This is a genomic window from Polaribacter sp., assembly GCF_051251875.1.
Lineage (GTDB): Bacteria > Bacteroidota > Bacteroidia > Flavobacteriales > Flavobacteriaceae > Polaribacter.
On record NZ_JBPOGL010000001.1, the window covers coordinates 179,652 to 203,963 of the forward strand.

General features: G+C 30.0%; 21 protein-coding genes. 10 read left to right on the top strand and 11 right to left on the bottom strand.

What is annotated here, in order from left to right; genetic code table 11:
- Positions 1-44: 44 nt before the first annotated feature.
- The 9 genes from ACSHW5_RS00730 to ACSHW5_RS00770 form a co-directional block, all read right to left on the bottom strand.
- Positions 45-845 carry a TPM domain-containing protein gene (locus tag ACSHW5_RS00730; RefSeq protein WP_435674182.1) on the bottom strand — a complete coding sequence of 267 codons (801 nt, stop codon included), beginning with the start codon at positions 843-845 and terminating at the stop codon, positions 45-47.
- On the bottom strand, positions 845-1,282 hold the full coding sequence (locus tag ACSHW5_RS00735) for a TPM domain-containing protein (protein WP_435674183.1): 438 nt from the start codon (positions 1,280-1,282) through the stop codon (positions 845-847). Before ACSHW5_RS00735 ends, ACSHW5_RS00730 begins: the two co-directional genes overlap by 1 nt.
- A 6-nt stretch (positions 1,283-1,288) precedes the next feature.
- The gene (locus tag ACSHW5_RS00740; RefSeq protein WP_435674184.1) at positions 1,289-1,885 is read right to left on the bottom strand and encodes a LemA family protein; all 597 of its coding nucleotides are present in this window, start codon (positions 1,883-1,885) and stop codon (positions 1,289-1,291) included.
- 198 nt (positions 1,886-2,083) lie between these two features.
- Positions 2,084-5,737, bottom strand: a complete 3,654-nt coding sequence (locus ACSHW5_RS00745) for an AAA family ATPase (protein WP_435674185.1) — start codon at positions 5,735-5,737, stop codon at positions 2,084-2,086.
- 12 nt (positions 5,738-5,749) lie between these two features.
- Entirely contained in the window at positions 5,750-6,952 is a 1,203-nt protein-coding gene (locus ACSHW5_RS00750; RefSeq protein ID WP_435674186.1) for an exonuclease SbcCD subunit D C-terminal domain-containing protein, read from the bottom strand.
- Between the two features lie 281 nt (positions 6,953-7,233).
- Positions 7,234-7,974, bottom strand: a complete 741-nt coding sequence (locus ACSHW5_RS00755; protein ID WP_435674187.1) for a hypothetical protein — start codon at positions 7,972-7,974, stop codon at positions 7,234-7,236.
- Positions 7,975-8,046: 72 nt separating this feature from the next.
- Positions 8,047-9,861, bottom strand: a complete 1,815-nt coding sequence (locus tag ACSHW5_RS00760; RefSeq protein ID WP_435674188.1) for an acyl-CoA dehydrogenase — start codon at positions 9,859-9,861, stop codon at positions 8,047-8,049.
- A gap of 10 nt (positions 9,862-9,871) precedes the next feature.
- Positions 9,872-10,201, bottom strand: coding sequence for a MerR family transcriptional regulator (locus ACSHW5_RS00765; protein ID WP_435674189.1), 330 nt, complete (start codon positions 10,199-10,201; stop codon positions 9,872-9,874).
- A gap of 200 nt (positions 10,202-10,401) precedes the next feature.
- Positions 10,402-11,370 carry a M23 family metallopeptidase gene (locus ACSHW5_RS00770; RefSeq protein ID WP_435674190.1) on the bottom strand — a complete coding sequence of 323 codons (969 nt, stop codon included), beginning with the start codon at positions 11,368-11,370 and terminating at the stop codon, positions 10,402-10,404.
- A gap of 160 nt (positions 11,371-11,530) precedes the next feature.
- Between ACSHW5_RS00770 and alaS the strand changes: the two genes are divergently transcribed.
- The 9 genes from alaS to ACSHW5_RS00815 all read left to right on the top strand — a co-directional run bounded on the left by alaS (position 11,531) and on the right by ACSHW5_RS00815 (position 21,246).
- Positions 11,531-14,149 (top strand): alanine--tRNA ligase, encoded by a 2,619-nt coding sequence (gene alaS / locus ACSHW5_RS00775; RefSeq protein ID WP_435674191.1) that lies wholly within the window; start codon positions 11,531-11,533, stop codon positions 14,147-14,149.
- 69 nt (positions 14,150-14,218) lie between these two features.
- Positions 14,219-15,166: a GSCFA domain-containing protein gene (locus ACSHW5_RS00780; protein ID WP_435674192.1), complete on the top strand. Its 948-nt coding sequence runs from the start codon at positions 14,219-14,221 to the stop codon at positions 15,164-15,166.
- Positions 15,167-15,241: 75 nt separating this feature from the next.
- Positions 15,242-15,961, top strand: coding sequence for a DUF6498-containing protein (locus tag ACSHW5_RS00785; protein ID WP_435674193.1), 720 nt, complete (start codon positions 15,242-15,244; stop codon positions 15,959-15,961).
- Between the two features lie 17 nt (positions 15,962-15,978).
- Complete coding sequence (locus tag ACSHW5_RS00790; RefSeq protein ID WP_435674194.1) at positions 15,979-16,974, top strand: hypothetical protein; 996 nt, start codon at positions 15,979-15,981, stop codon at positions 16,972-16,974.
- 74 nt (positions 16,975-17,048) lie between these two features.
- Entirely contained in the window at positions 17,049-17,528 is a 480-nt protein-coding gene (locus tag ACSHW5_RS00795) for a DUF6252 family protein (protein WP_435674195.1), read from the top strand.
- Between the two features lie 95 nt (positions 17,529-17,623).
- Positions 17,624-18,079, top strand: a complete 456-nt coding sequence (locus ACSHW5_RS00800; RefSeq protein WP_435674196.1) for a hypothetical protein — start codon at positions 17,624-17,626, stop codon at positions 18,077-18,079.
- Between the two features lie 204 nt (positions 18,080-18,283).
- Positions 18,284-18,481 (top strand): hypothetical protein, encoded by a 198-nt coding sequence (locus ACSHW5_RS00805; RefSeq protein WP_435674197.1) that lies wholly within the window; start codon positions 18,284-18,286, stop codon positions 18,479-18,481.
- Positions 18,482-18,630: 149 nt separating this feature from the next.
- Positions 18,631-20,544 carry a tetratricopeptide repeat-containing sensor histidine kinase gene (locus ACSHW5_RS00810; RefSeq protein WP_435674198.1) on the top strand — a complete coding sequence of 638 codons (1,914 nt, stop codon included), beginning with the start codon at positions 18,631-18,633 and terminating at the stop codon, positions 20,542-20,544.
- 48 nt (positions 20,545-20,592) lie between these two features.
- Complete coding sequence (locus tag ACSHW5_RS00815) at positions 20,593-21,246, top strand: response regulator (RefSeq protein WP_435674199.1); 654 nt, start codon at positions 20,593-20,595, stop codon at positions 21,244-21,246.
- A 69-nt stretch (positions 21,247-21,315) separates the two neighbouring features.
- Here ACSHW5_RS00815 and ACSHW5_RS00820 read toward each other — a convergent pair whose 3' ends face one another.
- Together ACSHW5_RS00820 and ACSHW5_RS00825 are read right to left on the bottom strand one after the other, a co-directional pair.
- Positions 21,316-21,633 (bottom strand): rhodanese-like domain-containing protein, encoded by a 318-nt coding sequence (locus ACSHW5_RS00820; protein ID WP_435674200.1) that lies wholly within the window; start codon positions 21,631-21,633, stop codon positions 21,316-21,318.
- Positions 21,634-21,645: 12 nt separating this feature from the next.
- The gene (locus tag ACSHW5_RS00825) at positions 21,646-23,406 is read right to left on the bottom strand and encodes an aromatic amino acid hydroxylase (protein WP_435674201.1); all 1,761 of its coding nucleotides are present in this window, start codon (positions 23,404-23,406) and stop codon (positions 21,646-21,648) included.
- A 127-nt stretch (positions 23,407-23,533) separates the two neighbouring features.
- On the opposite strand from ACSHW5_RS00825, the gene ACSHW5_RS00830 reads away from it, so the two are divergent.
- Positions 23,534-24,298 carry a M48 family metalloprotease gene (locus ACSHW5_RS00830; RefSeq protein WP_435674202.1) on the top strand — a complete coding sequence of 255 codons (765 nt, stop codon included), beginning with the start codon at positions 23,534-23,536 and terminating at the stop codon, positions 24,296-24,298.
- Positions 24,299-24,312 lie beyond the last annotated feature (14 nt).

Sequence of the window (24,312 nt, forward strand, 5' to 3'; positions counted from 1 at the left end):
TGAAGATTATATTACAGTAACAAAAGACAAATTAAATACTATTTTTACCAACTACCACCAGCGCCACCACCACTAAAGCCACCGCCGCCAAAACCTCCGCCAAAGCCTCCGCCAGAAGATGAACCTCCGCCAAAACTACCACCACCAAAACTTCCGCCGCCTCTACCAGCATTGCTTAAAATAATGGTTTCTAAAATGCTTCCGGCAATATCTCGTTTTCTGTAACCTCCACCTCTATTGTTTTTATTTCCTCTAGAAATTAGAATAAAAAAGATAATGACAATCAGGATAAAAAAGATAATCCCAGGGTCAAAACTTTCTGCGTTTTCTTTACGAGTTCCTTTGTATTCTCCATTCAGCAATTGAAAAATAGCATCAGAACCTTTGTCTAAACCTGCATAAAAATCTCCTTTTTTAAATTCTGGAATAATAACATTTCTGGTAATTTCTCCTGTGATACCTGCACTTAAAATATGCTCGATTCCATACCCTGGAGCAATCCAAATTTTTCTATCTTTTTCTGCTAAAAGTATTAAAATTCCGTTGTCTTCTTTTGCCTGTCCTATGCCCCAATCTTGGGCCCATCTAGGCGTAAGAATACCAATACTTTCATTTTTTGTTGTTTCTATAATAATAACAACAATTTGTGTTGATGTAGAATCTGAATAGTGAATAAGTTTGTTTTCTAAACTTGTTTTTTGCGTACTAGATAATAGATTTACATAATCGTAAACACTAGTTTGTTCTTTGGGCTTCTCTGGAATTGTAAATTGACAAAAAACGGTTTGAATTGAAAAAAATCCAACGAAGAAAAATAAAAATTTAAGTGATTTTATAAAATTCATTAACCTTTAGATATGTCATTTGTTAATTCATTGGTATCATCAACTGCCCAAGGAAAATGAACTTGTAATTCTTTTCCAGCCTTTAAGATACCTTGTACTATTCCTTCTTTAAAATTGCCTTTTACAAACTCCTTTTGAATAATTTCTTTTGTTGAATTCCAGAAATCCTTAGGAACCACTTTATTTATTCCGGCATCACCACAAATAACAAATTTTTTATCATCAACAGCAACGTACACTAAAACGGCATTTGCATCTTTTGTATTGTTCATTTTAAGAAGATAAAATACTTCTAACGCACGCTCATAATGGTCTTTTTCTGTGGAAGACTCAATATGAACACGTATTTCGCCAGAAGTATTTTTCTCTGCAATTCTTATAGCAGAAATAATTTCTTGCTCTTCTTCTTTGGTAAGAAACGCTTCTACTTTAGACATCTTTTTCTATTTAGTAAAATCAACTTTTACAGGTTTCTCTGCTCCTGGTTCTGCTTGAAAATAAGGTTTACCTTCAAAATTAAACCAACCCGCTAAGATGGAGTTTGGAAAGGTTTTAACGTGATTATTATACGGTTTTGTTTGTTCATTAAACCTTGTTCTTGCTGTTAAAATTTGATTTTCTGTACTTGCCAACTCATCTTGTAACTTTAAAAAATTCTCATTTGCTTTTAACTCAGGATATCTTTCTACAGTTACCAAAAGGCTTTTTAATGCACCGCTTAAACCTCCTTGTACTTGATTAAATTGTGCCAATTGTTCTGGTGTAATGTTAGAAGGATCTATGTTTACAGAAGTAGCTTTTGCTCTTGCTTCAATTACAGCAACCAAGGTTCCTTTTTCAAAATCTGTTGCTCCTTTTACAGTATTTACCAAATTATCTATTAAATCATTTCTTCTTTGATAAGACGTTTCTACATTTGCCCAAGATTCTGAAACATTTTCAGTTAATTTTACTGCAGTATTATTAAACCCTACTGCCCAACTATATAAAGCATACCCTATTACCGCGATAATTATTACCGGAATTAACCATTTTTTCATAATTTCTAAATTTAATTTTTGATTTGATTTCTTGTAATACAAAAATACCTTTTTTTCTTGACATTTTAAAGCAATGTATTACCAACTATAGTTATTGTTTACATGCATATTTATATTACATTATTTCTCCTGTTATTTTTTAATGTATGTCAGATTAATTCGTAAAATTCTTTGTTTTTAATATGTATTGTTTTCATTTTAAGGAATTTCTACCACGCTAATTCCGTTACTTTTTTTAGTAATTTTTATTTGGGTAGGAATCCGTTCTTTTAAATTTTCTACGTGAGAAATTATTCCTATCAACTTTCCTTGAGATTGCAGCGTTTCTAAAGTAGAAATCACCGTTTCTAGCGTATGATTGTCTAAAGTTCCAAAACCTTCATCAATAAACAAGGAATCTATTTTTACATTTTTACTTGCCAAATCAGACAATCCTAAGGCCAAAGCCAAACTAATAATAAACTTTTCTCCTCCACTAGAAGTGTCTACCAATCTCATTTGATCTGTTTGATAATGGTCTATCAAATTAAAATTAAGTTCTTCTTTTGGCTTGTAGGTATCTTCCATTTTTAAGGAATAACGCTTGTTTAATTTAAATAAATGAACGTTTGCAAGATCTAACAAATGCTTTAAAGTTAATCTTTGTACATACACATTAAATGCGTCTTTTGAGTTTCCTATAACGGTGTATAGCTCTTTCCAAACATTACAAATTTCTAATTGAGCATCTATTTTTTTATACACTTCTTGGTTACGATCTCTTATTTCTTTATCTTTTCTAAAAGCCTGAATAATTTCTCCTTTTTCTGATATTAATGCTTTGTTTTTTAGCTTTAAAGATTCTAATGCTAATTTGCTTTCTTCTTCAGAAATCTCAAAATTTTTGGCTTTAAGCAAATCTTCTTTTGCCTTTAAATTTGATTCTTTTAATGTTTTTATTTTAACCTCGTTCTCTTTTATTCGGTCTTTATTTTTCTTGAATTTTAAAACATCTTCAACAGATAATAAAGCATTTTCAATGGATGCCCTATTGTTAAAATCACTTGTTTTTAATTGAGCATCTAAAGTTAAGTTTAAAGATGCTAACGTTTCTATTAACGCTTTTAGATTTGCAATATTATCAACTTTTAAGGTCTCTTTTTTATTTTTCTCATCAAGTAATTTCTGCAAGGCTATTTTACCCAATCTCGCTTTTTCTACCAGTTTATTCTTTACAGACTGCAAACTATTTCTCTTGATTTCTACTGTAATTTCCATAGGTAAAATGGCAATTCTTTGTGTTTTTAATTCTGCTATTTTTAGTTCTGAATCTTCCTTAGATTTAATAAATGCCGTTTGAGTTTTTAAATGATTTACAAGTTGTTTTGTCTGATTATCTACATTGGTTTCTATTACTTTGGTAGTTGCTTTTAAATCATCTAAGTTCTTTTGAACTTTATTAAAGTTTGTAATTTTTTCTTCAACTTCTTTAATAAATATATTGGTTTTCTCCGGCAATGGCAACGTATAATTAAATTTAGAAAGTTTAATTTTTAAATCCTCTTCTAAATCAGTACAAATACTAGTTAAAGTATCTATAGCCTTTTGTTGCTCCGCAATATCATCAATAGTATTTTTATTTTTTTCTTCAAGGGTTGCAACCGTTGTTTTTAAAATATGAACAGCGCTATTTTGTGCTTCAATATCTTTTGACAATGTATTTACTTCAGTTTGTAATTGTTGCGCAATTAACAAACTCTTATTTACTATTTTTAGTTGTTCTGTAAACCCATTTAACTCAATATCAATTTTAGATACATTGTTTATTTCACATGAAACAGGCAACTGTTTTGCATTGAATGCTATAGTTTGTAACTCTGGAGTAATAGAATTTAATTGCTTAGTAACACTTTCAATATTTGTATTTAATTGGACTTCAATTTTATCTAATCTGTTTTTATCATTGATGAATTCTTGTAATTTTTCCTTACGTTTCTTTAATTCTAATTCAGATTTTGACACATTTATAGAAATTAAATTCTCTGCAAACGGATGCTCTTTTGAGCCACACAATCCACAAGGTTCTCCCGCAATTAAATGATGACGATCACTTTCATATTTAGCAACACTTCTTTCTAGGTCTAAAATTTTAGAAGCATCAAGAACCAATTTTTCTTGCACTTCACATTCTTTATTTACGGTTAAAATTTCTTTCTGAACCTTCTCTAAATCTGTAGTTAAAGACTTTTGATTTGCTTCTAAAACAATTTTTGATTTTTCAGATTTCGCATGTTGTTCTGCCAGATTTTTAAACTGTTTCCACTGTGCTTCACTTGATAAAAAGGTCTCTTTTTTAGCTAATAAATCAGTAATATTATTTTTACCTAATTCCTTAGTAACATTCGCAATTTCCTTTTCAATTTTTGCCGCTTCAACTATTTTTTGCTGTAGTTTTTCTTTATTTGTTTTTAAACTTTCGGTAGTTATTCTTTTTGCCTCTTTTTTCTGAACAACAGACAAAGAAGTTAGTTTTAAAGTTTCTTTATTACCTTTTAAGGTGGTTAAACTTGTTGCCCAATTAGAGATTTCTAAGGCAACTTCTTTTAAAAATCCATTTTCAGAAATAAAGGTTTCATCTATCTTAATTTTTCTTACTGTTTCGCTTAACTCTTTTGTTAAATTTTGTTGCTCAAGCTTTATTGCATTTATTTGTAAGGTTAATTCGGCTAAGTTTTCTTGTAATTTTTGTTGTGCTGCAAGTTCATTTTTCAGCTCACCATCTAATTTTGTAATCGAATCAAACTTTGGCAACCAAGCAGAAAATTCTTTCTCAGAAGCTGCTAAATTTAGATCTTCTTGTTTGGTAGTTTTATCTAAAATTTCAATTTTTGGGGCTAAAATTGACAATTCTTTTTCAAGAGCATTCAATTGATTTTCTTTAGCAATTTGCTCTTTTTCCGTGCTTTTTAAATTCTGAATAAGCTCCTTAAAAGGTTCTGCTTTTTCATTAAACGCTAACAAATCTAATTCTGGTTTATGCTTCTGAATAAAATTCTCTAAAGCTTTAGAATTTTGGTTTAACGCTTCTGCCGCCACCTCTAATTCCTTACATTGAACATACCAATTCACAATTAATTGTGCTGCTGTAAGCTCTTTTTCAGCGGTAAGTATGTCTAAATCTAAGGCTTTATCCTTCCGCTTTAGTTCCTTTTTTATTTCTTCAGATAAAATATCATCTGCATTAATTTTAGATTGAATCTCTTTTAAAAAATTTTCTTCCCTAGATTTTCTATCTAAAACACCCAGACCAATTTTTTTATAGATTTCTTCGCCTGTAATTTGTTCTAATAGCTTTCCTTTTTCCGGACCTTTTGCGGTTAAAAAAGAAGCAAATTCTCCTTGAGCTAATAGTACTGATCTTAAAAACTGATTGTAATCTAATTGGGTAACTCTAATAATTTCATCTTTTAAATTGGTTTTTTGAGTTGCCAAAGTAACATCTGTAGTAAGGTTTTTTAAACTTACTTCTTCTTGCGGATTCATTAGTAATTTACCCGATTTAGATGCTAATCTAATTCCCCAAAAGGCTTCATAAATTACTTGGTCATTTTCAAAAACCACCCGTGAAAAAGCTTCAAATGCACCATGACTAACCACGTCTATTAATGCACCTTTTGAGTTGTTAAAACGCGGCACATTATTGTACAATGCAATTGTAATGGCGTCTAAAATGGTGGTTTTTCCTGCACCTGTAGAACCTGTAATGGCAAACAAACCAACGTCTTTAAATTGTTCTTTTTCAAAATCGATAATTATAGGAGTATCTGATTTTAATGAATTTATATTCTGTAATTCTATTTTTAATATTTTCATAAAAAACTTCTTTTACTGATTTTTAACAGCTTGTAAAATTTCATTAAAAGCATCCCAAACTGCTGGTTTTTCGTCTAAATTATAGCCCATTTCTTCGCATTTTAGTTTAAAAACTTCAGTTGGTAATAATTCTTTAATCGATTTTGTATTTTCTAATAGTTCTTCAATTCCTATATTTTTTCGTTGATTTTTTAATGATATTTTTAAAATTTCAAACGGATACTTTTCTGCCAATTCTTTTAATTCATCTGTATTTACAGTATGGTTTTCTTTCAAAATAAATTCTACCCAAGGCGTTAATCCGTATAAATTAGAAACCAAATTTGGAAATGCACTCATACATTCTTCCAAAGTTCCTGTTAACCTATAAAACTCTCTAAAACAAGGAATCACATCAGCTTTAATCTCCGTAATTTTATTTTCATCAACCGTTAAAACAAGTACTTTTTTATCATAATTTACTTCACTAAAACTCAAAATATTTGGCGAACCAGAATATCTTACCTTTTCATTGCCGCCAATTATTTGCGGTCTGTGTAAATGGCCCAGCGCTATATAATCAAAATACGTCGGAAAATCTTCAGCGCCAATATGTCCTAAAGTTCCAACATAAATATTTTGTTCGCTATCGGAAATAGAACCTCCTATTGCAAATAAATGCCCCATTGCAATTACCGGTACATTATGTGTATTTATCAACTGGCTTTGTTTCGCTGCAACTTGATAATGTTTTATTAAAGCAGTTTTGTATTTATCTGTTAATTCGTCAAAAGATTCACCTGCAACAGCTCGTCTAATATCACCATCGCGCAAATAAGGAACTGCAGCAATAATTACTTTTTCATTCTTTACTTCAATTTCAAAAACTTCATCTTCAATATTTTCTGTAGCCTTGCCAACAACTTGTATAGAAAGTGCTTCTAATAATTGTTTTGGCGCATTTAGCGTACCTGCAGAATCATGATTTCCTCCGGTAATTATTATGGAAGAACAGCTTGTTGATTTTAACTTCATTAAAAAGTTATAGTACATTTTCATGCTTTGATTTGATGGCGAACCAGAATCAAAAACATCACCAGAAATTAAAAGTACATCTATATTTTCTGCTTTAATATAGTTTTCTATCCAATTTAAAAACAACATTTGTTCTTCAAATTGCGATTGTTCATGCAACCTATGTCCTAAATGCCAATCTGCTGTGTGAAGTATTTTCATATAATTTTTAATATTTTAAGCATCCTGTTAATTCTTTCCTTTACCTATACGTTCCTTTTTTAGAAACACAAATCACCCTAAACTTAGGATGATTTTATCAGTTTAACAAAAGAATAGACTGGTAATTTTAATACTATTTTTAACGTTGTAAAGTTCGTAAATAGAAATCATTTTTAATATCAGAACACCTGTTATTTGTCATACTTTTAAAAGGTATTTGAGTATCTGAGAAATCATAAGAATACAATACTAGACACAAATTCACGTCATAAGTTAGCATTTTATTTCAAATACTGTTCAAAATATTCATTAACTATTTTTTTGTTGAATTTATCTTCACCTCTCCAATATTCAACAAAAGCCCAATCGTGTCTTCCAGTTGTTGGTCTATCATAACTTTTAGGTTCCAAAATTTCACAGCATCCAAGAATTTCCATTATTGTATGGCGCTCATTTTTACTTCCTTTCATAACTTCCTTTAATCGGTCTCTTAATTTTCCTGGATATTCTCCAATCTCTGAATCATTTATAGATTTTAGAATATTTTTAAAAGTCTGAATGTCCAATTCTTTTGGTTCAGAAATATTTTCTTTTTCAAACAACTTTAAATCAAGATAATTGTATAATAAATCTGAATGTCTAACTCCGCTCCATTTAATTCGCTCAAAATTCAGAACATTTAAGTCTTCATTTTTATATTCAAAAATTTCAGGTCGATAAAACTCTCTTTTTCCTTCAAGTATTAATTTGGCATTAAAGTAACTAGCAATAGCAGAACGCCAATCAAGTCTTTTATTAGTCAAACTTGATAAAAATCCGTCAGTTATTTTTTTCGTACTTATTTGGTTTAATAAATTTTTCAAGTCCGCTTTAACCTCTTTCATTGACATTGAAACAGGTTCGAACATCAATCCTTTTGATTTAGCATACTCAAAATCTATTGGGTCAGTTTCAAATTCACGTTTCCAACCTTGAGTATTCCAATAAGTTTTAAATAAAATTGATTTCGCCTTTTTATCCATAGTGTTTCTCAAATGCACGCCTACAGCGTATAAAACAACTTTTTTTTTGTGCCTACATAAAAATGTTAAAACCTATAAAATATATTCTTTGTCTTTTTTGATGGTTACCTCTTCATTGTTCATTAAAGATTCTGACAATGCATTGGTTTTTGGAACTTCGTATTTAAAATAGAATTTCATGGTATGTATTTTACTTTCATAAAAGGTCTCTGAGTACTTTTTATCCCCATTTTTTAATGCATTTTTAGCATCAACAGCCATTTCTAACCACAACCAACCTAGCACTACAATACTCATATATTCCATAAATAAGTTTGCGTCTGCTAAAAAACGTTCGTAATTTCCTTTCTTCGCTATTGGCAATAAATGCCCCAGCACTTTTTGCGAAAGTTTTAATTTATCACCTAAAATAGTTGCATAGGTTTTTAAATCAATATCATTTGAAGCTGCTGCAATGGTTTTTAAAATTTCTGCGGATAATAATTCTAATCCTTTACCATTTTGCATGGTTACTTTTCTTCCCAATAAATCTTGAGATTGAATACCAGTTGTACCTTCGTACACCGCAAAAATTCTAATATCTCTATAATATTGTTGAAGTACAAAATCTGTGCAAAACCCATAACCTCCTAATACTTGTAACCCGTTATCTACAGACTCTGCCCCTGCTTCTGAAGGATACGTTTTTACAATAGGAATTATCATTTCTAACAATAAATGGTACTTTTCTTTTTCTTCTTTTGAAGTTGCCGTTGTTTCAAAATCATGATATTTAGAAGCCAACAACACCAAACATAAAGAACCTTCTGAAATTGCTTTTTGCAACAATAACATTCTTCTTACATCTGGATGTACTATAATTAAACTTTGTTTTTCTGACGGATTTTTTTTCCCTGTACTTGTTAGTTTCCTTCCTTGAGGTCTTTCATTTGCATATTGCAAAGAAGCTCTAAACGCCGCCATAGAAATAGCCGCTGCACCTCTACCAACTGCAATTCTTGCTCCATTCATCATTAAAAACATTTGTTTTAATCCTGCATGTTCTTCACCTACTAACCATCCTCTACAATCATCAGAATCTCCAAAACCTAAATGTGTAGTACAATACCCTCGTTGGCCCATTTTTTGAAAATCGGCAACGGTCATTACATCATTATACTCTAAAGTTCCGTCTGATTTTGGTCTGTTTTTAGGTACTACAAACAAAGAAATTCCTTTGGTTCCTTTTGGTGCTCCTTCAATTCTTGCCAAGACTAAATGCACAAAATTTTCAGAATATTGATGATCTCCACCAGAAATAAATATTTTTTGTCCACTAATTTTATAAAAACCTTGATTGGTTGGTGTTGCTTTTGTTACGATATCAGACAACGAACTTCCTGCTTGTGGTTCTGTTAAACACATAGTTCCTGCCCATTTTCCGGAAAGCATATTTGGCACAAACGTATCTATTAATTCTTTGGTACCAAATTCTACAATTAATTCTGCAGAACCACCTGTTAAACCCGCATAACCCGGTAAATTATTATTGGCAGATTCCATGATATAAAGTGCGGCCTGTAATATAATAAATGGAAGTTGTAAACCACCAATATCATAATTAAAACAAGCTGCAATAATGCCCATCTCTCCAGATTGTTGCATTACTTTTTCTACTTGTTTGTGAACTAATACTGTTCCATCTTTATGATACGCCGGCGTTGTATCCATTTCTTTAAAATACGGATACAACTCTCTATCTGAAAACTCCTTAACTGAGTCTAAAAATAAATTTAACGATTCCATATCATGATCTTGAAATCGTTCTCTAGCAAGTGAATTTTTTAATTTATGAATATCATAAAGTATGTATTTAAGTGTTTCTATGTCTACATACTTTTTTGGCATCTGATAAGATTTAGAGTTGATTTTTTATTTTGAGCAATGCTGCTTTCACTGCTTCTAATCTACTAATAATTTCGATATTATTTACAATTCCTTCCGGATTTTTCTTGAGTTTCTGTTTTGCTCCTTCTAATGTAAACCCTCTTTCCTTTACCAAACTAAAAATTAACTTGAAATTAGAAATATCTTCAGGAGTAAATAATCGATTACCTTTTGCGTTTTTTTTCGGTTTAATAACATCAAACTCTTTTTCCCAAAAACGTATTAATGAAGTATTTACAGAGAATGCTTTGGCAACTTCTCCTATTTTATAATATCTTTTTTCGGGTAAATCTATGTGCATTTTATTCAGTGGTTAGTGGTTAGTGGTCAGTGTTCCGTGTTCCGTGTTCCGTGTTCCGTGTTCCGTGTTCCGTGTTCAAAGCTAAAAAGACTAAGACATTTATAGCCAAAAAATTACTAAAACTTATGAACCATAACTTAATTCTTAATACTTACTTCTTAATACTTAATACTTTTTACTTTTTACTTAATACTTACTTCTTAATCATAAGATTGTCCTTCTTCTTCAGAAGCTTTCTGCATAGCTGCAAATTCTTCTGGAGTTAGATCTCCATAATAAAAACTCATAGGATTCACAGCTCTATCATTTTTGTGCACTTCATAATGTAAGTGCGAAGCCATTGAAAGTCCTGTATTACCCACATAACCAATTAAATCTCCCCTATTCACACTTTGTCCTCTTCTAGCTTTTATTTTACTCATATGCGCATAAATGGTTTTATAGCCATACCCGTGATCTATAAAAACAACATTACCAAAAGTAGCACTTCTTTCTGCTCTAATTATTTTTCCATTACCAGAGGCATAAATTGGTGTGCCAACAGGTGCTGTAAAATCCATTCCTTTATGAAACTTTCTAATTTTTAAAATAGGATGCATTCTATACTTAAAACCAGAAGCCATTCTTGTTAAATCTACTAATTTAACGGGTAAAATAGCAGGAATAGACGCTAACATTTTTTCTTTTTCTTTTGCCAAAACAACAATCTCATCTAAAGATCTAGATTGCACTGCCACTTGTAACGAAAGAATATCTAAATCTTTTGTGAGTTTTTTAATCATTGTAGAATTATCAAAACCGTCTAAGGCTTCATATCTATCTACACCACCAAAACCTGCTTTTCTTTGTTCTTCCGGAATAGGGTTTGCTTCAAAATAAATTCTGTAGATATTATTATCTCTTTCTTGTAGCTCTCCTAAAATAGTAGAACTCTCTTCTAATCTTTTTGATAAAACTTGATAGTGAAGTTTTAAATTCTCTAGTTCTCTTTTTTGAGCACGCTCATTAGGAGACATAAGAAATTGACTCAATACAATAAAGCCTATAAAAGCAATTAATAATACCGCAAAAAAAACAAAAACCGATTTCCTATAATAATCTCCCTTTTTTATATCAATTTTTCGATAAGAAAGTGTATCCGCATCGTAATAATATTTTACTTTTGCCATATTGCTAATTGTACTATTTTTGTGTATTTAAAACAAATTTTGAATTAAATTCATTTTTTGAATGTTAACAAATCTACAAAATGTTTTACAATTGTTATTTTAAAGTTGTTTTTTTAAAGTTTTATTAACAAAATCCTATATTGGAAATTTCCTTTTTTTTATGAAAGCTCAAGATATTCGTGCTACCTTTTTAAATTTTTTCAAAGAAAAATCTCACTTAATTGTGCCTTCTGCCCCAATGGTTACAAAAGATGACCCCACTTTGATGTTTGTAAACTCTGGTATGGCGCCTTTTAAAGAATACTTTTTAGGAAATGGAACTCCTAAAAAAAATAGAATTGCCGATTCTCAAAAATGTTTGCGTGTTTCTGGTAAACATAACGATTTAGGTGAAGTAGGTTATGACACCTATCATCATACGTTATTTGAAATGTTGGGAAATTGGTCTTTTGGAGATTACTTTAAAAAAGAAGCAATTGCCTGGGCTTGGGAATTATTAACCGAAGTTTATAAAATTGACAAAGACATTTTATATGTAACCGTATTTGAGGGTTCTGAAGATGCTGATCAACTAAAAATGGACACAGAAGCTTATGACATTTGGAAACAATTTATAGCTGAAGATAGAATTTTAAAAGGAAATAAAAAAGACAATTTCTGGGAAATGGGAGAGCAAGGTCCTTGTGGTCCGTGTTCTGAAATTCATGTAGACTTGCGTTCTGCTGAAGAAAAAGCAAAGGTAGACGGTAAAAGTTTGGTGAATGAAGACCATCCGCATGTTGTAGAAATATGGAATTTGGTTTTTATGCAATACAATAGAAGAGCTTCAGGCGAATTGGAAGAATTACCAAACAAGCACATAGATACAGGTATGGGGTTTGAACGTTTATGCATGGTGTTGCAAAACGTAAAATCTAATTATGATACAGATGTTTTTACACCAATTATTAGAGAAATTGAAACCATAACCAATACAAAATATGGGAATGATGAACAACAAGACATTGCTATTCGTGTAATTTCTGATCATGTAAGAGCAGTTGCTTTTTCTATTGCAGACGGACAATTGCCTAGCAATACTGGCGCAGGTTATGTTATTAGAAGAATACTTAGAAGAGCTGTCCGTTACGGATTTACATTTTTAGATAAAAAAGAACCTTTTATTTATAGATTGGTAGAAGTTTTAAGCAAAAAAATGAGCGTTGCTTTTCCTGAATTAAAAGCACAAAAACAATTAATTGAAAATGTAATAAAAGAAGAAGAAACTTCCTTTTTAAGAACTTTAGATCAAGGTTTATTGCTTTTAGATAGAATTATTGAAAGCGAAAAATCTAAAGAAATCTCTGGAGAAAAAGCATTTGAATTGTATGACACCTATGGTTTTCCAATAGATTTAACGGCTTTAATACTTTCTGAAAAAGGGTTAACTTTAGATGAAAAAGGTTTTGAAGAAGCTCTTCAAAAACAAAAAAGCAGATCACGTGCAGCAAGTGAAATGTCTACAGATGATTGGACCATTTTATATGAAGATGCCGAAGAAGAATTTGTAGGTTATGACACCTTAGAAACTTCAATAAAAATTACCAGATACAGAAAAGTTACTTCTAAAAAAGATGGTGAAATGTATCAACTTGTATTTAATTTAACACCTTTTTATCCAGAAGGTGGCGGACAAGTTGGAGACAAAGGATATTTAGAGGATTCTAGAGGCGATGTTGTTTATATTTTAGATACAAAAAAAGAAAATAACGTAATTATTCACTTCACAAAAAATCTTCCTAAAGAAATTCATGGTGTTTATAAAGCGGTTGTTGATGAAAAACAACGTTATAGAACTGAATGTAACCATACAGCAACACACTTATTACACCAAGCTTTAAGAGCTGTTTTAGGAACACATGTAACCCAAAAAGGTTCTGCTGTACACTCTAAACATTTACGTTTCGATTTTTCTCATTTTTCTAAATTAACAGTAGAAGAGTTACGCGATATAGAAAATTTTGTAAATGCTAGAATTGAAGGAAAATTACCTTTAGAAGAAAGCAGAAACATACCAATGGAAACGGCAATTGCTAATGGAGCAATGGCTTTATTTGGTGAAAAATATGGCGATTCTGTGCGCGCTATCAAGTTTGGAAAATCTATAGAACTTTGTGGTGGAACACATGTAAAAAACACCGGTGATATTTGGCATTTTAAAATAAAATCTGAAGGTGCAGTTGCTTCTGGTATTAGAAGAATTGAAGCAATTACAAACGATAGTGTTAAAGAATTTTATTTTGATAATAATAGAACTTTATTTGAAATTAAAGATTTATTAAACAACAGTAAAAACCCTGTAAAAGCCGTTGAGAAGTTACAAGAAGACAATGCTCTTTTACAAAAACAAATAGAACAATTATTAAAAGAAAAAGCACAAAATGTAACTGGCGAAATTAAAAACCAATTACAAGAAATTAATGGCGTACAGTTTTTGGCAACAAAAATAGATTTAGACCAAAACGGCATTAAAAACCTAGCTTTTTCTTTGGGTAAAGACAGTAAAAATTTATTTTTATTATTTGCTTCTTCCGCAGCAAAAGACAAAGCCATGCTAACCTGTTATATTTCTAAAGAATTAGCAAATGAACGTGGTTACGATGCCGGAAAAGTAGTGAGAGAATTAGGAAAATTAATTCACGGTGGTGGTGGCGGACAAAATTTCTTTGCGACTGCCGGAGGTAAAAACCCTGGTGGAATTCCTAAAGTATTAGAAAGAGCAATAGATTATTTAGTTTAAAAAAATCTAAAATAAAGTAAGAAAGGTTCAAAGTTTTATTTTGAACCTTTTTTATTTTACCTTTAACCTATGCAACTTCAAACTATAATTTCGTTAAAAAAAGAGACTAAAAACCTCATAGATTACAATGCTAAAATAGTATTGTTTGGTTCTTGTTTTTCCGAGAATATTGGTAACAAATTGGCATATTATAAGTTTCGTTCAAATCAAAATCCATTCGGAATTTTATTTCATCCAAAAGCCATAGAACACCTAATTTCAAACGCACTTTCTAAAAAAGAATACACAGCAGCTGATGTTATCTTACAAAATGAACGTTGGCATTGTTTAGACGCTCATTCCGCTTTAAGTTCTTCCGATAAAAATGAACTTTTAAACAATTTAAATTCCGCAAGTTCCTCTACCAATAAAAATGTAAAAGAAGCTTCACACATCATTATTACCTTGGGCACTTCTTGGGTTTATCGTTTTATTGAAACAAATAAAATTGTGGCAAATTGTCATAAAATTCCACAGAAAAATTTTTTAAAAGAGTTGCTTTCTGTTGATGAGATTACTGCAAGTTTAAAACAAATTATCTCGTTAATACAAAGTGTAAATGCAACAGCTACAATTATTTTTACCGTTTCTCCTGTAAGACATTTAAAAGATGGTTTTATAGAAAACACACAAAGCAAAGCACATTTAATTACCGCAATTCACAACATACTTAATAATAAAGCTGTGTCTTACTTTCCTTCTTATGAAATTATGATGGATGAATTACGCGACTATCGGTTTTATGCAGAAGATATGGTACATCCAAATAAAACAGCCATTAATTATATTTGGGAAAGATTTTCTGAGACTTGGTTTTCTGAAGATTCAAAAAAAACCATGTTACAAGTTGAAGCAATTCAAAAAGGAATTGTACACAGACCTTTTAACAAAAATTCTGAACAACATCAGCAATTTTTAAAAAACTTAGAATTGAAAAAACAAAAACTACAAAACTTGTTTCCTTTTATCAATTTTTAAAAAAATACGTCATTTGCCTTATTTTCAGTTGTAAAAAATTATTGGTACTTTACCTTTTAAAACAAAAAGGTTAAAATGCTAAAAAAAATATTATATCCAACTCCTGAAAATGCTTTTATCTGGTTAAGTTCTATCTACCTTTTATTTTTACTTTATATAGGTAAAGCTACCGCCATGTCTATACTTTTTGCTTATTTTTTAGAAACCATTATTATAGGTATTTTTAATGCATTAAAAATGTTAGGTAGCCTTTCCTACGGAAAATCAAAAAACATAAAATCAGAAAATTACGGTTTAGTTCTTTTTTTCTTAATACATTATGGTTTTTTTATTGCCATACAATCTATTTTTGGTTTTTCTCTTTTTGGCATAGAAGGCAACGGTATTATAAAAGAACCTTTTAATATTATAGAAAATTATACTGCAATTTTAAATTTAGAAGAAATACAATATGCGCTACCGGCAATAGTTTTTACACATTTAGGTAAATTTATTGTAGATTATATTAAAAACGAAAAATACAAAGTTTTTACTGCCACCGAAATAATGTTTAAGCCTTATGTGCGCATATTTATTCAACAATTTGTTGTAATACTTTCTTTCTTTTTTATTGTCTTTGGTGAAGCTGGTATTATTGCCGCTATTTTACTTATTCTTTTTAGATTAATTATAGATTTATCTTTAGAATCTATTAAAGAAAATTCAGCAACATTAAATTATATATCTAAAAAACTATCCAACGAAAAAGTTTCTGAAGAAGAAATAAAAAAACAACTTATTATTTTTACTGAATAAACAAAAAATGACGTAATATGAAAAATTTCCACTACTTAGTAATTGTCTTTTTAGCAAGTATTTTATTACTATCAAATTCTGCACAACCAGGTGTTTGGAATGCTGGTGGTAGTGGCTCTTTTACTCTATTATATCCTGAAGACACTATTGCTTACAAAAAAATTCAGATGAAATCTGAAACTATTTTTATGCAACTTTACAAAGGGTTTGCAACAGTAAAAGGAAACTATTACTTTAAAAATACCAGTACAGATACTTTAAAAATAAAAGTTGGCTACCCAATTAATAATGTTTTTAAACATGTTGAACAACAGGGTAAATTAAATCAGGTTAACGTAGATGGTTTATATAAAATTAAAGGTTTGGTAAACGGAAATGAAGCACCTATCTTTAAAGGACCAAATGCAGAAAACGATAATTGGTACGTTTGGGAAATTGTTTTTCCACCTAATAAAATAACAAAATTTACTGTCTTTTTCTTAGTAAACACCAACAATGCTAGAATTACAGCAGGATATAATGCAGCTAATAAAAATGCTTTTATTTATTTAATTGAAACGGGCTCTTTATGGAAATCACCTATAGAAAAAGGAGATTTTTATACACAAATAATGGATCATATTTCTTTGGATAACATAAATACCAGCACGCCAACACCGTTATTTTTTAACAAAGAAAATAACATTTTAAAATTCTCCATATCAGATTATGGGTACAATCCAGACCCTAATTTTGTGATAACCTACAGCGAGAAAATAGAAAACTTCAATTTTAAAGAAATTACAACAAAAAGTGAGTCTTATTTTAAAGCTATAGATACATTTTCTGAAGATAACATGCACAATACTATTTTTAAACCCATAGAGTTTAAAAGTGCTTACGAAGTAGGTGGCATGGGCAATGGCATAATTGGAGGTATTTTTTACCTTGCTATTTACGGAATTCCTATTCTTATCACTGTTATAACTCTAATTATCCTAATATTTATCTATAAAAAGTTCATTAAAAAATAAATATACGATAAATGCCGTATTGTAAACCTCTTAAGTATTCAAGATTTTTGGTATATAATTAAAAACCAAATATTATGAAAAATTTAAAAAACTTACTACTACTTACTTTTGTTACCATGTTGTTTTCTTGCAGTAATGCATCCGATGAAGACTTAGGGTTATCCGGCGAAGGAACTTTATCTGCTAAAGTTGAAGGAACTGATTGGACATCATTAAAAGCTACCGTTGGTGCAACAGTAACTACAGATGTTGCTGCCATACAAGGATCAACTTCTGACGGAGAATATATACGAATTAATATTTTTAATTATGCTGGTGTTGGTACGTATGTAACAGGCAATGCTTTAACCAATTCAAGTTCAATTTCATACGGAACCATTAATCCTATTGCTGCATGGATGTCTACCTTTGATTTTGGTAACGGAACAATAAAAATTACAGAAGATACTGCAACTACCATCTCTGGAACTTTTTCTTTCACAGGCATAAATGCTAGTGCCGGAAATTCTACTAAAGCTGTAACGGAAGGTAAATTTAGTGCTCCTAAAAACTAAAAAAAATTATGAAAAGGAGAAAAATACGACATCTGTCGTATTTTTTTTGACCCTAATTTTATAGACATTTGAAAAAGAATCTTAAAACTCATATTATGAAAACTTCTGTAAAAATTATAACACTATTTCTAATTTCATTTTTAATCTTTAGTTGTTCTAGTAGCGACAATAGTATGGATGGCAACTGCGCCACTGTTTGCGCATTTACTTTAGCGTCTGGAGACACCGCAGGAACCGCGGCCGCATCTATAGAAGGAACTTATAATTTAACCATGCATTTTCCGGATGCTGCCTCACCTTATAAAGAAGGTACAAAAGGCACTTTTACCCTTATGAATAACATTTTAACGGTAGAAATAGATGGTAAAGAATGTATTACTATTAAAAACCCAAGATTAACCACGGCGGGCTCTACAGAAATTCAATTTAGAGATACTTGTAGAGATAAAATTTCTTATGATGTTTCTATGACAGCTTCCAGAAGTTTGAATGAAATTAATATTTCATCCACAGAAAACAACAAATGGTTAGGACAGTTTAATGATCAATAAAAAAATAACTATTGTTTTTTAAAGGAGATGATTGATACTTTTTCAAAAGGATTTAATCATCTCCTTTAAAAAATCATGTTTTATCAACTAAATTAGTGCTCATTTTTAATATTTATGCCTACAAACCTACATTATCAAATTGCCTTAATTACGCTTATTTTATCAGGTATTTTAATATTTTATTTCACTTTTAATTATAAAAAAATGAAAGAAACAACACAACATAAACTATCTGTAATTTATAATGAATTAGAAATTGAGAAAAAAAATTCTGTACAACTTAAATCGGTTCAAAAAAAGGTAAAAAGACTAGAACAAAAAACCTTTCAGAAACTGGTAAAAATTAAAGTTGATATTTTAAATATTGATTTTACTTTAGGAGAAATTTTTAATAATATTTAAAAAAACCAACTCCTTCAATTCTTCCATTCCCAAAGAATGAAAAAATTCTGTAAATTAGTAACTTATAGATGATCGGTAATATCAATTTAATTATGATTTTTAAAAGACATTTTTTCTTTACCTCCTTTTTCATTTTTTTTTCATTAGTAGTGAACTCTCAAAACAAGAGATTAGACAGTCTTTTACATGAATCAAAAAACGCCAAAGACACTGTTTTAATAACCTACTTAAATGAGATTTCTTGGGAATACAAAAACTCTAATCTAGATACTGCTTTGTATTTTGGAAAAAAAGCACTCAGAATTTCTAAGGCAATAAAAAACAAAAAATCTATTGCAACCTCTTACAACAGTATTGGTAGTGTTTTTCAGGCAAAATCTAATAAAGATAGTGCGCTATATTATCACACAAAAAGTTTAGAATTAAAAAAGATAATACATGATTCTATTGGTATTGCAGATTCTTACACAAATTTAGGAATTATTTTTGATGAAAGCGGAGATTATTTAGAAGCGTTAAAAAACTATTTTATTGCCCTAAAAATATACGAAGAAAAGTCTACTAAATTTGATCAAGTTCCTGCAGTTTTAGTAAATATTGGCATTGTGTATAAAAAACAAAAAAAATATGCCAAAGTCTTAGAATATTATAACAAAGCACTAAAAATTTATGAAGAAAATGATTTTAAAATTGGCATTGTAATTACAACCGGAAATATTGGTGCAGTGCTTCTTAAATTGGGTGAAAATAAAGAAGCAATAACATATAGTAAAAATGCAAGAAAAATATATTCAGATTTGGGCTATAAGAGATATGTTCCTTATATGAATGCAAATATTGCAGAAGCAGAATATAATTTAAAAGAATATGCTACATCTATTAAACGCTATTTACAAGTTATAAAAGAATTTAATGTAGATAGAAATTTGTATGAACTCGCCAGCGCTAAAATTGGTATTTCAAAACCTTATATTTCAACAAAACAATATTATAAAGCAAAAACACAATTGCATGAAGCCCTAAATATTTGCACAACAAATAAGTATAAAGAATTTGAAGTTGATGCTTTAAAATACTTATCTGAAGTACATTTTAAATCTAGCAATTATAAAGTAGCTTATGAATATGAACAAGAATACAACCTTAAAAAAGATAGTCTTTTCGAAAAAACAAAAATAAAAGATATTAATGAGCTTTTAGTGAAGTATGAAACTTCTAAAAAAGAAAAAGAAATTGCCATTCAAAAAGAACAATTATTACAACATAAACTGGCTATAAAAAACAGAAATTTATACACACTTCTACTAACTTCTGCCTTACTTATTTTAGGAATTATCTTTTTTGCTATTTATAAAAAAAATCAATTTAAAAGAAAACAATTACAGAAAGAAATTTACTTAAAAGACGCTTTATCAACCATAAAAACCCAAAACAGGTTGCAAGAACAACGACTTAAAATTTCTAGAGATTTACATGATAATATTGGCTCTCAACTTACATTTATTATTTCTTCTATTAATAATTTAAAATTTATTACCAAAGATTCGAGCGCAACTTTAAAGAATAAATTATCTAGTATTAGCTCTTTTACTTCAGAAACTATTCATCATTTAAGAGATACTATTTGGGCAATGAATAAAAGCGAAATTTCTATGGAAGATTTACATGCCAGAATTTTATCTTTTGTTGAAAAAGCAAAAATTGCCACCGAAAATATCGCATTTGAAATTCATCAAAATGTTGATGAAAAAATTACGTTTTCTTCTATTGAAGGCATGAATGTTTTTAGAGTAATTCAAGAAGCGCTAAATAATGCTATAAAATATGCTGATGCTTCTAAAGTTACCATTACCATGAGCAAAGATCATGAGAATTTACATATTTTAATTGCTGATAATGGCAATGGATTTGATATGAATTCTATTGAATTAGGCAACGGTTTAAGCAACATGGAAAAACGAATGGCGGAAATAAATGGCACTGTAAAAATTAGTTCCCAACTAAAAAAAGGTACTAAAATAGCACTTCAAACACCAGTTAAAAATACGTCAAATGACGTATAACTGTTTTCTTAAGAATTTGTAAATTAGAGAATAAATTAAGAAACTACTATGAACTTAAAAATAAGCATTGCAGAAGACAACTATTTTCTTTTTAAAGCCATTAAAGAAAAACTTTCTTTTTTTGAAAATATTAGCATAAAATTTCATGCCAATAATGGTGCAGAATTAATTGGTAAATTAGAAGACAATCATAATATAGATGTTATTTTAATGGACATACAAATGCCAGAAATGAATGGCATTAGAGCTACAGAACTTGTAAAAAATAAATACCCACAAATTAAAATAATAATGCTTACTGTGGTAGATGATGATGATTGTATTTTTAAAGCGATAAAAGCTGGTGCAAATGGGTATTTATTAAAAGAAATAGATGCAGAAAACCTGTATAAAAGCATTATTGAAGTAACAAAAGGTGGCGCACCAATGACGCCAAGTATTGCTTTAAAAACGTTAAATTTGTTAAGAAACCCTAGTTTATTAGATACCATACCAGAGGAACAAGAAAACATAAAATTGACTAAAAGAGAAACTGAAATTTTAGTGCAGTTAAGCAAAGGGTTAAGCTACAATAGCATTTCAGATAATTTAATAATTTCTCCGGCAACTGTAAGAAAACATATAGAAAACATCTATAAAAAATTACAAGTACACAGTAAAATTGAAGCTGTTATAAAAGCCCAAAAACAGAATCTAATTTAGACAAGCATTGTCTAAATAAAGAAAAAAATATTGCTTTTTTATAGAAAAAAAGCATAAAACTTAGAAACCTTACTTTTCTTCTACAAACTGAGCTACATTTTGCCAAGGCCCACCGTTTATAACATCTACTCCGTTCTGTGCTAAAAACTGTGCTGCTTGCCCGCTTCTACTTCCACTTCTACATACTGCAATAATAGGTTTCTCCCAAGATTTAATTTGTTCTATTTCTAACGGAATTAAATTTAAAACAATGTGTTTAGAAGTACCAATATGGCCTTCATTCCACTCTTCTTGAGTTCTAACGTCTAAAACGATAGCGTCATTTTCTAAATAATCTTTAATTTCACTTTCTTTGTCATTATGACTAAATATACCGAATAATCCCATTTTTTTTTATTTTTAAGACTGCAATTTATTTGTTTGTAATAAATCTAATCCGTTCGCAATTAATTTTTTATAACCATCATGTTTCTTTAATTTCAATAGATATGATAAAATTTTATTTTGAATAGGAAACTGATGTTGCAAAGCTACTTCATATAATTCTAATGGCAATAACCAATCTAAAGGAAATTTAATTTTTAACTGATTCAAAATTTCTGTTATTTTTTTTTCAGTAGTTTGCTCAGCCTCACGCATTTCCCGAACTACATTATACAACACATATAACTTTTTCTCTGTCTCTGTGTAGTGTATTTTATGTGTTTTAGTTTCAGAAACTTTGTTTGTATTTTTAAAAGAATTAGCATCTGCCGCACCTGAATATGCAGAAACAACTTCTTTACCAATGGCCATATCATAAATTCCCCATGTTGGTTTAAACAAAACTCTATCTTCAAAAGTAACGGTACATTCTGTCAAGGAAATTAAAAGAATTTTTCCTCTTAAATCTCTAGTTCCTGTAATTGCCTTTCCTACTACTTTTACACCACTTTCAAATTCTAATGTTAAGCGTTCTCCTTCATAAATTCCGTATGCTTTTAAATCTCTAGGACTCATGTTTTCAATAGGTAAATTAATTCCTTTTAGCTTGCCAATCGGACAGCCAAAACCATCTTTATGTGCTGCTGTTTCATGACCAATTAACTCCTTATCCCTACTAGAAAGTGCTGTTTTTCCCTGAGTTTGTATATAGGCTATTTTTCCTTTTTTACATACAATTACTTCCTTAAAAAGACCAGAAATTTGTATTCCCGTACTTAATTCTACGGTTCCTAAATTATTTGAAGTAATTAGTTTTTCTACACTTTTTAAACCTCCTGTTCTTATTGCCATTGTTTCTGCAAATTCTTCTAAAACCAAACTTAAATAAGCAAAATCTGGCGTTACAAAAAGTTGCGGTTGCGGTTTTGTAATATCAAAATTAACATTTGCAGCTTCAATAGAATACGGTAATTTTTTCACCTCTTTTTGCATACACCATTTACTTTCTCCAATAGAAGACAACAAACCAGCTCCAAATATTTTGGGTTTTGTTAAAGTGTCAATTAACCCGTATTCAACGGTCCACCAATGTAAATTACGTATTTGAGCCATTTCAGACAATTCGCCCATATTTTCTTGTAAAAACGCTACTTTATTTTGAGCTTCAGAAATTTCCGATTCAGAAGAATTTGGGTCTTCTTTTAAAATGGATAAAAGCCTAATAGCTTCATACATTTCATAATCTTTAGCAGAAGAAATTGCCTTACTACCTATCTCTCCAAACCTTCTTAAATATTCTGCATATTCAGGATTTGCAATAATAGGTGCATGACCGGCAGCTTCATGAATAATATCTGGCGCTGGTGTGTATGCTATATGATTAATAGTTCTCATATCAGAAGCAATTACCAAAACATTGTACGCTTGAAATTCCATAAAAGCATTTGGAGGAATAAACCCATCTACAGAAACTGCCGCCCAACCAATTTCTTTTAAAATTCGATTCATGCCATCCATATAAGGAATTTTATCAATAGAAATTCCTGTTTTTTTCAAACCTTCTACGTATGATTTATGTGCAACTTTACTCAGATAATCAACATTCATTCTCATTACATAGCGCCAAACTGCCTGGTTTTGAGCTGTATATTCTTCATAAGGTTGTTGTACCACAAATTTATGCAAATGCTTTGGCAGTTTTTTTGTAACACTATTAATTGGAAAATGGTTTTTCATGTAAATGAATTGAATTATCCTTACAAAATTACATATTAAAATAGTGATTTAATATTTTTCACAAATAAAAGTTCTGTTTTTGTATCTTTATCGCAATTAATAAAAAACAAAAACTATTTTTTTAATAATGAGAAAAGGGAACTTTAAAATACGCATGTTACTTGTAGTTGCAATTGTCTCTTTTATTTACATCAGAAAATGTAGTCATAATGAAGTTAATCCCTACACAGAAAGAACACAAACAATTGGTCTTTCGCCTGCGCAAGAAATAGCCATTGGCGTACAACTTGCACCTACATTGGCTCAATTACATGAAGGATTACATGCTAGTAAACCAGCCAATGATTTGATAAATGCTGTAGGAAAAAAATTGATTGATAGTACTTTTGCTAAAAAATCTGATTATACATTTGAGTTTCATTTACTGCGTGATGAAAGAGAAATAAATGCATTTGCATTGCCTGGCGGACAAATTTTTATTACATACGCCTTGTTTTCAAAATTGAAAAATGAAGATCAATTAGCTGGCGTTCTCGGACATGAAATTGGTCATGTTTTAGCAAAACATACCAATGAAAGAATTACAAAAGAAAATTTTTGGAAACTAGTAACCATGGGCGATGATTTAGGGGATGATTTAGATAAACTTGCAACCGGCATAGAACAATCAACCTTTCTAACAAATGATCATGAAGATGAACTTGAATGTGATGAACTTGCTGTAAGATTAATGATTGATGCTGATTATAATCCGGAACATTTAATTAGTGTCATAAAAATTTTAAAAGCAAATGCAGTTCCAAACCGGATTCCAGAAATTAAAAGTTCTCACCCTATTCCAGAAGATAGAATAGAAAAAATAAAAGCAGCCATAAGAAAATACAGAAAGTAATTCATTCCTATACT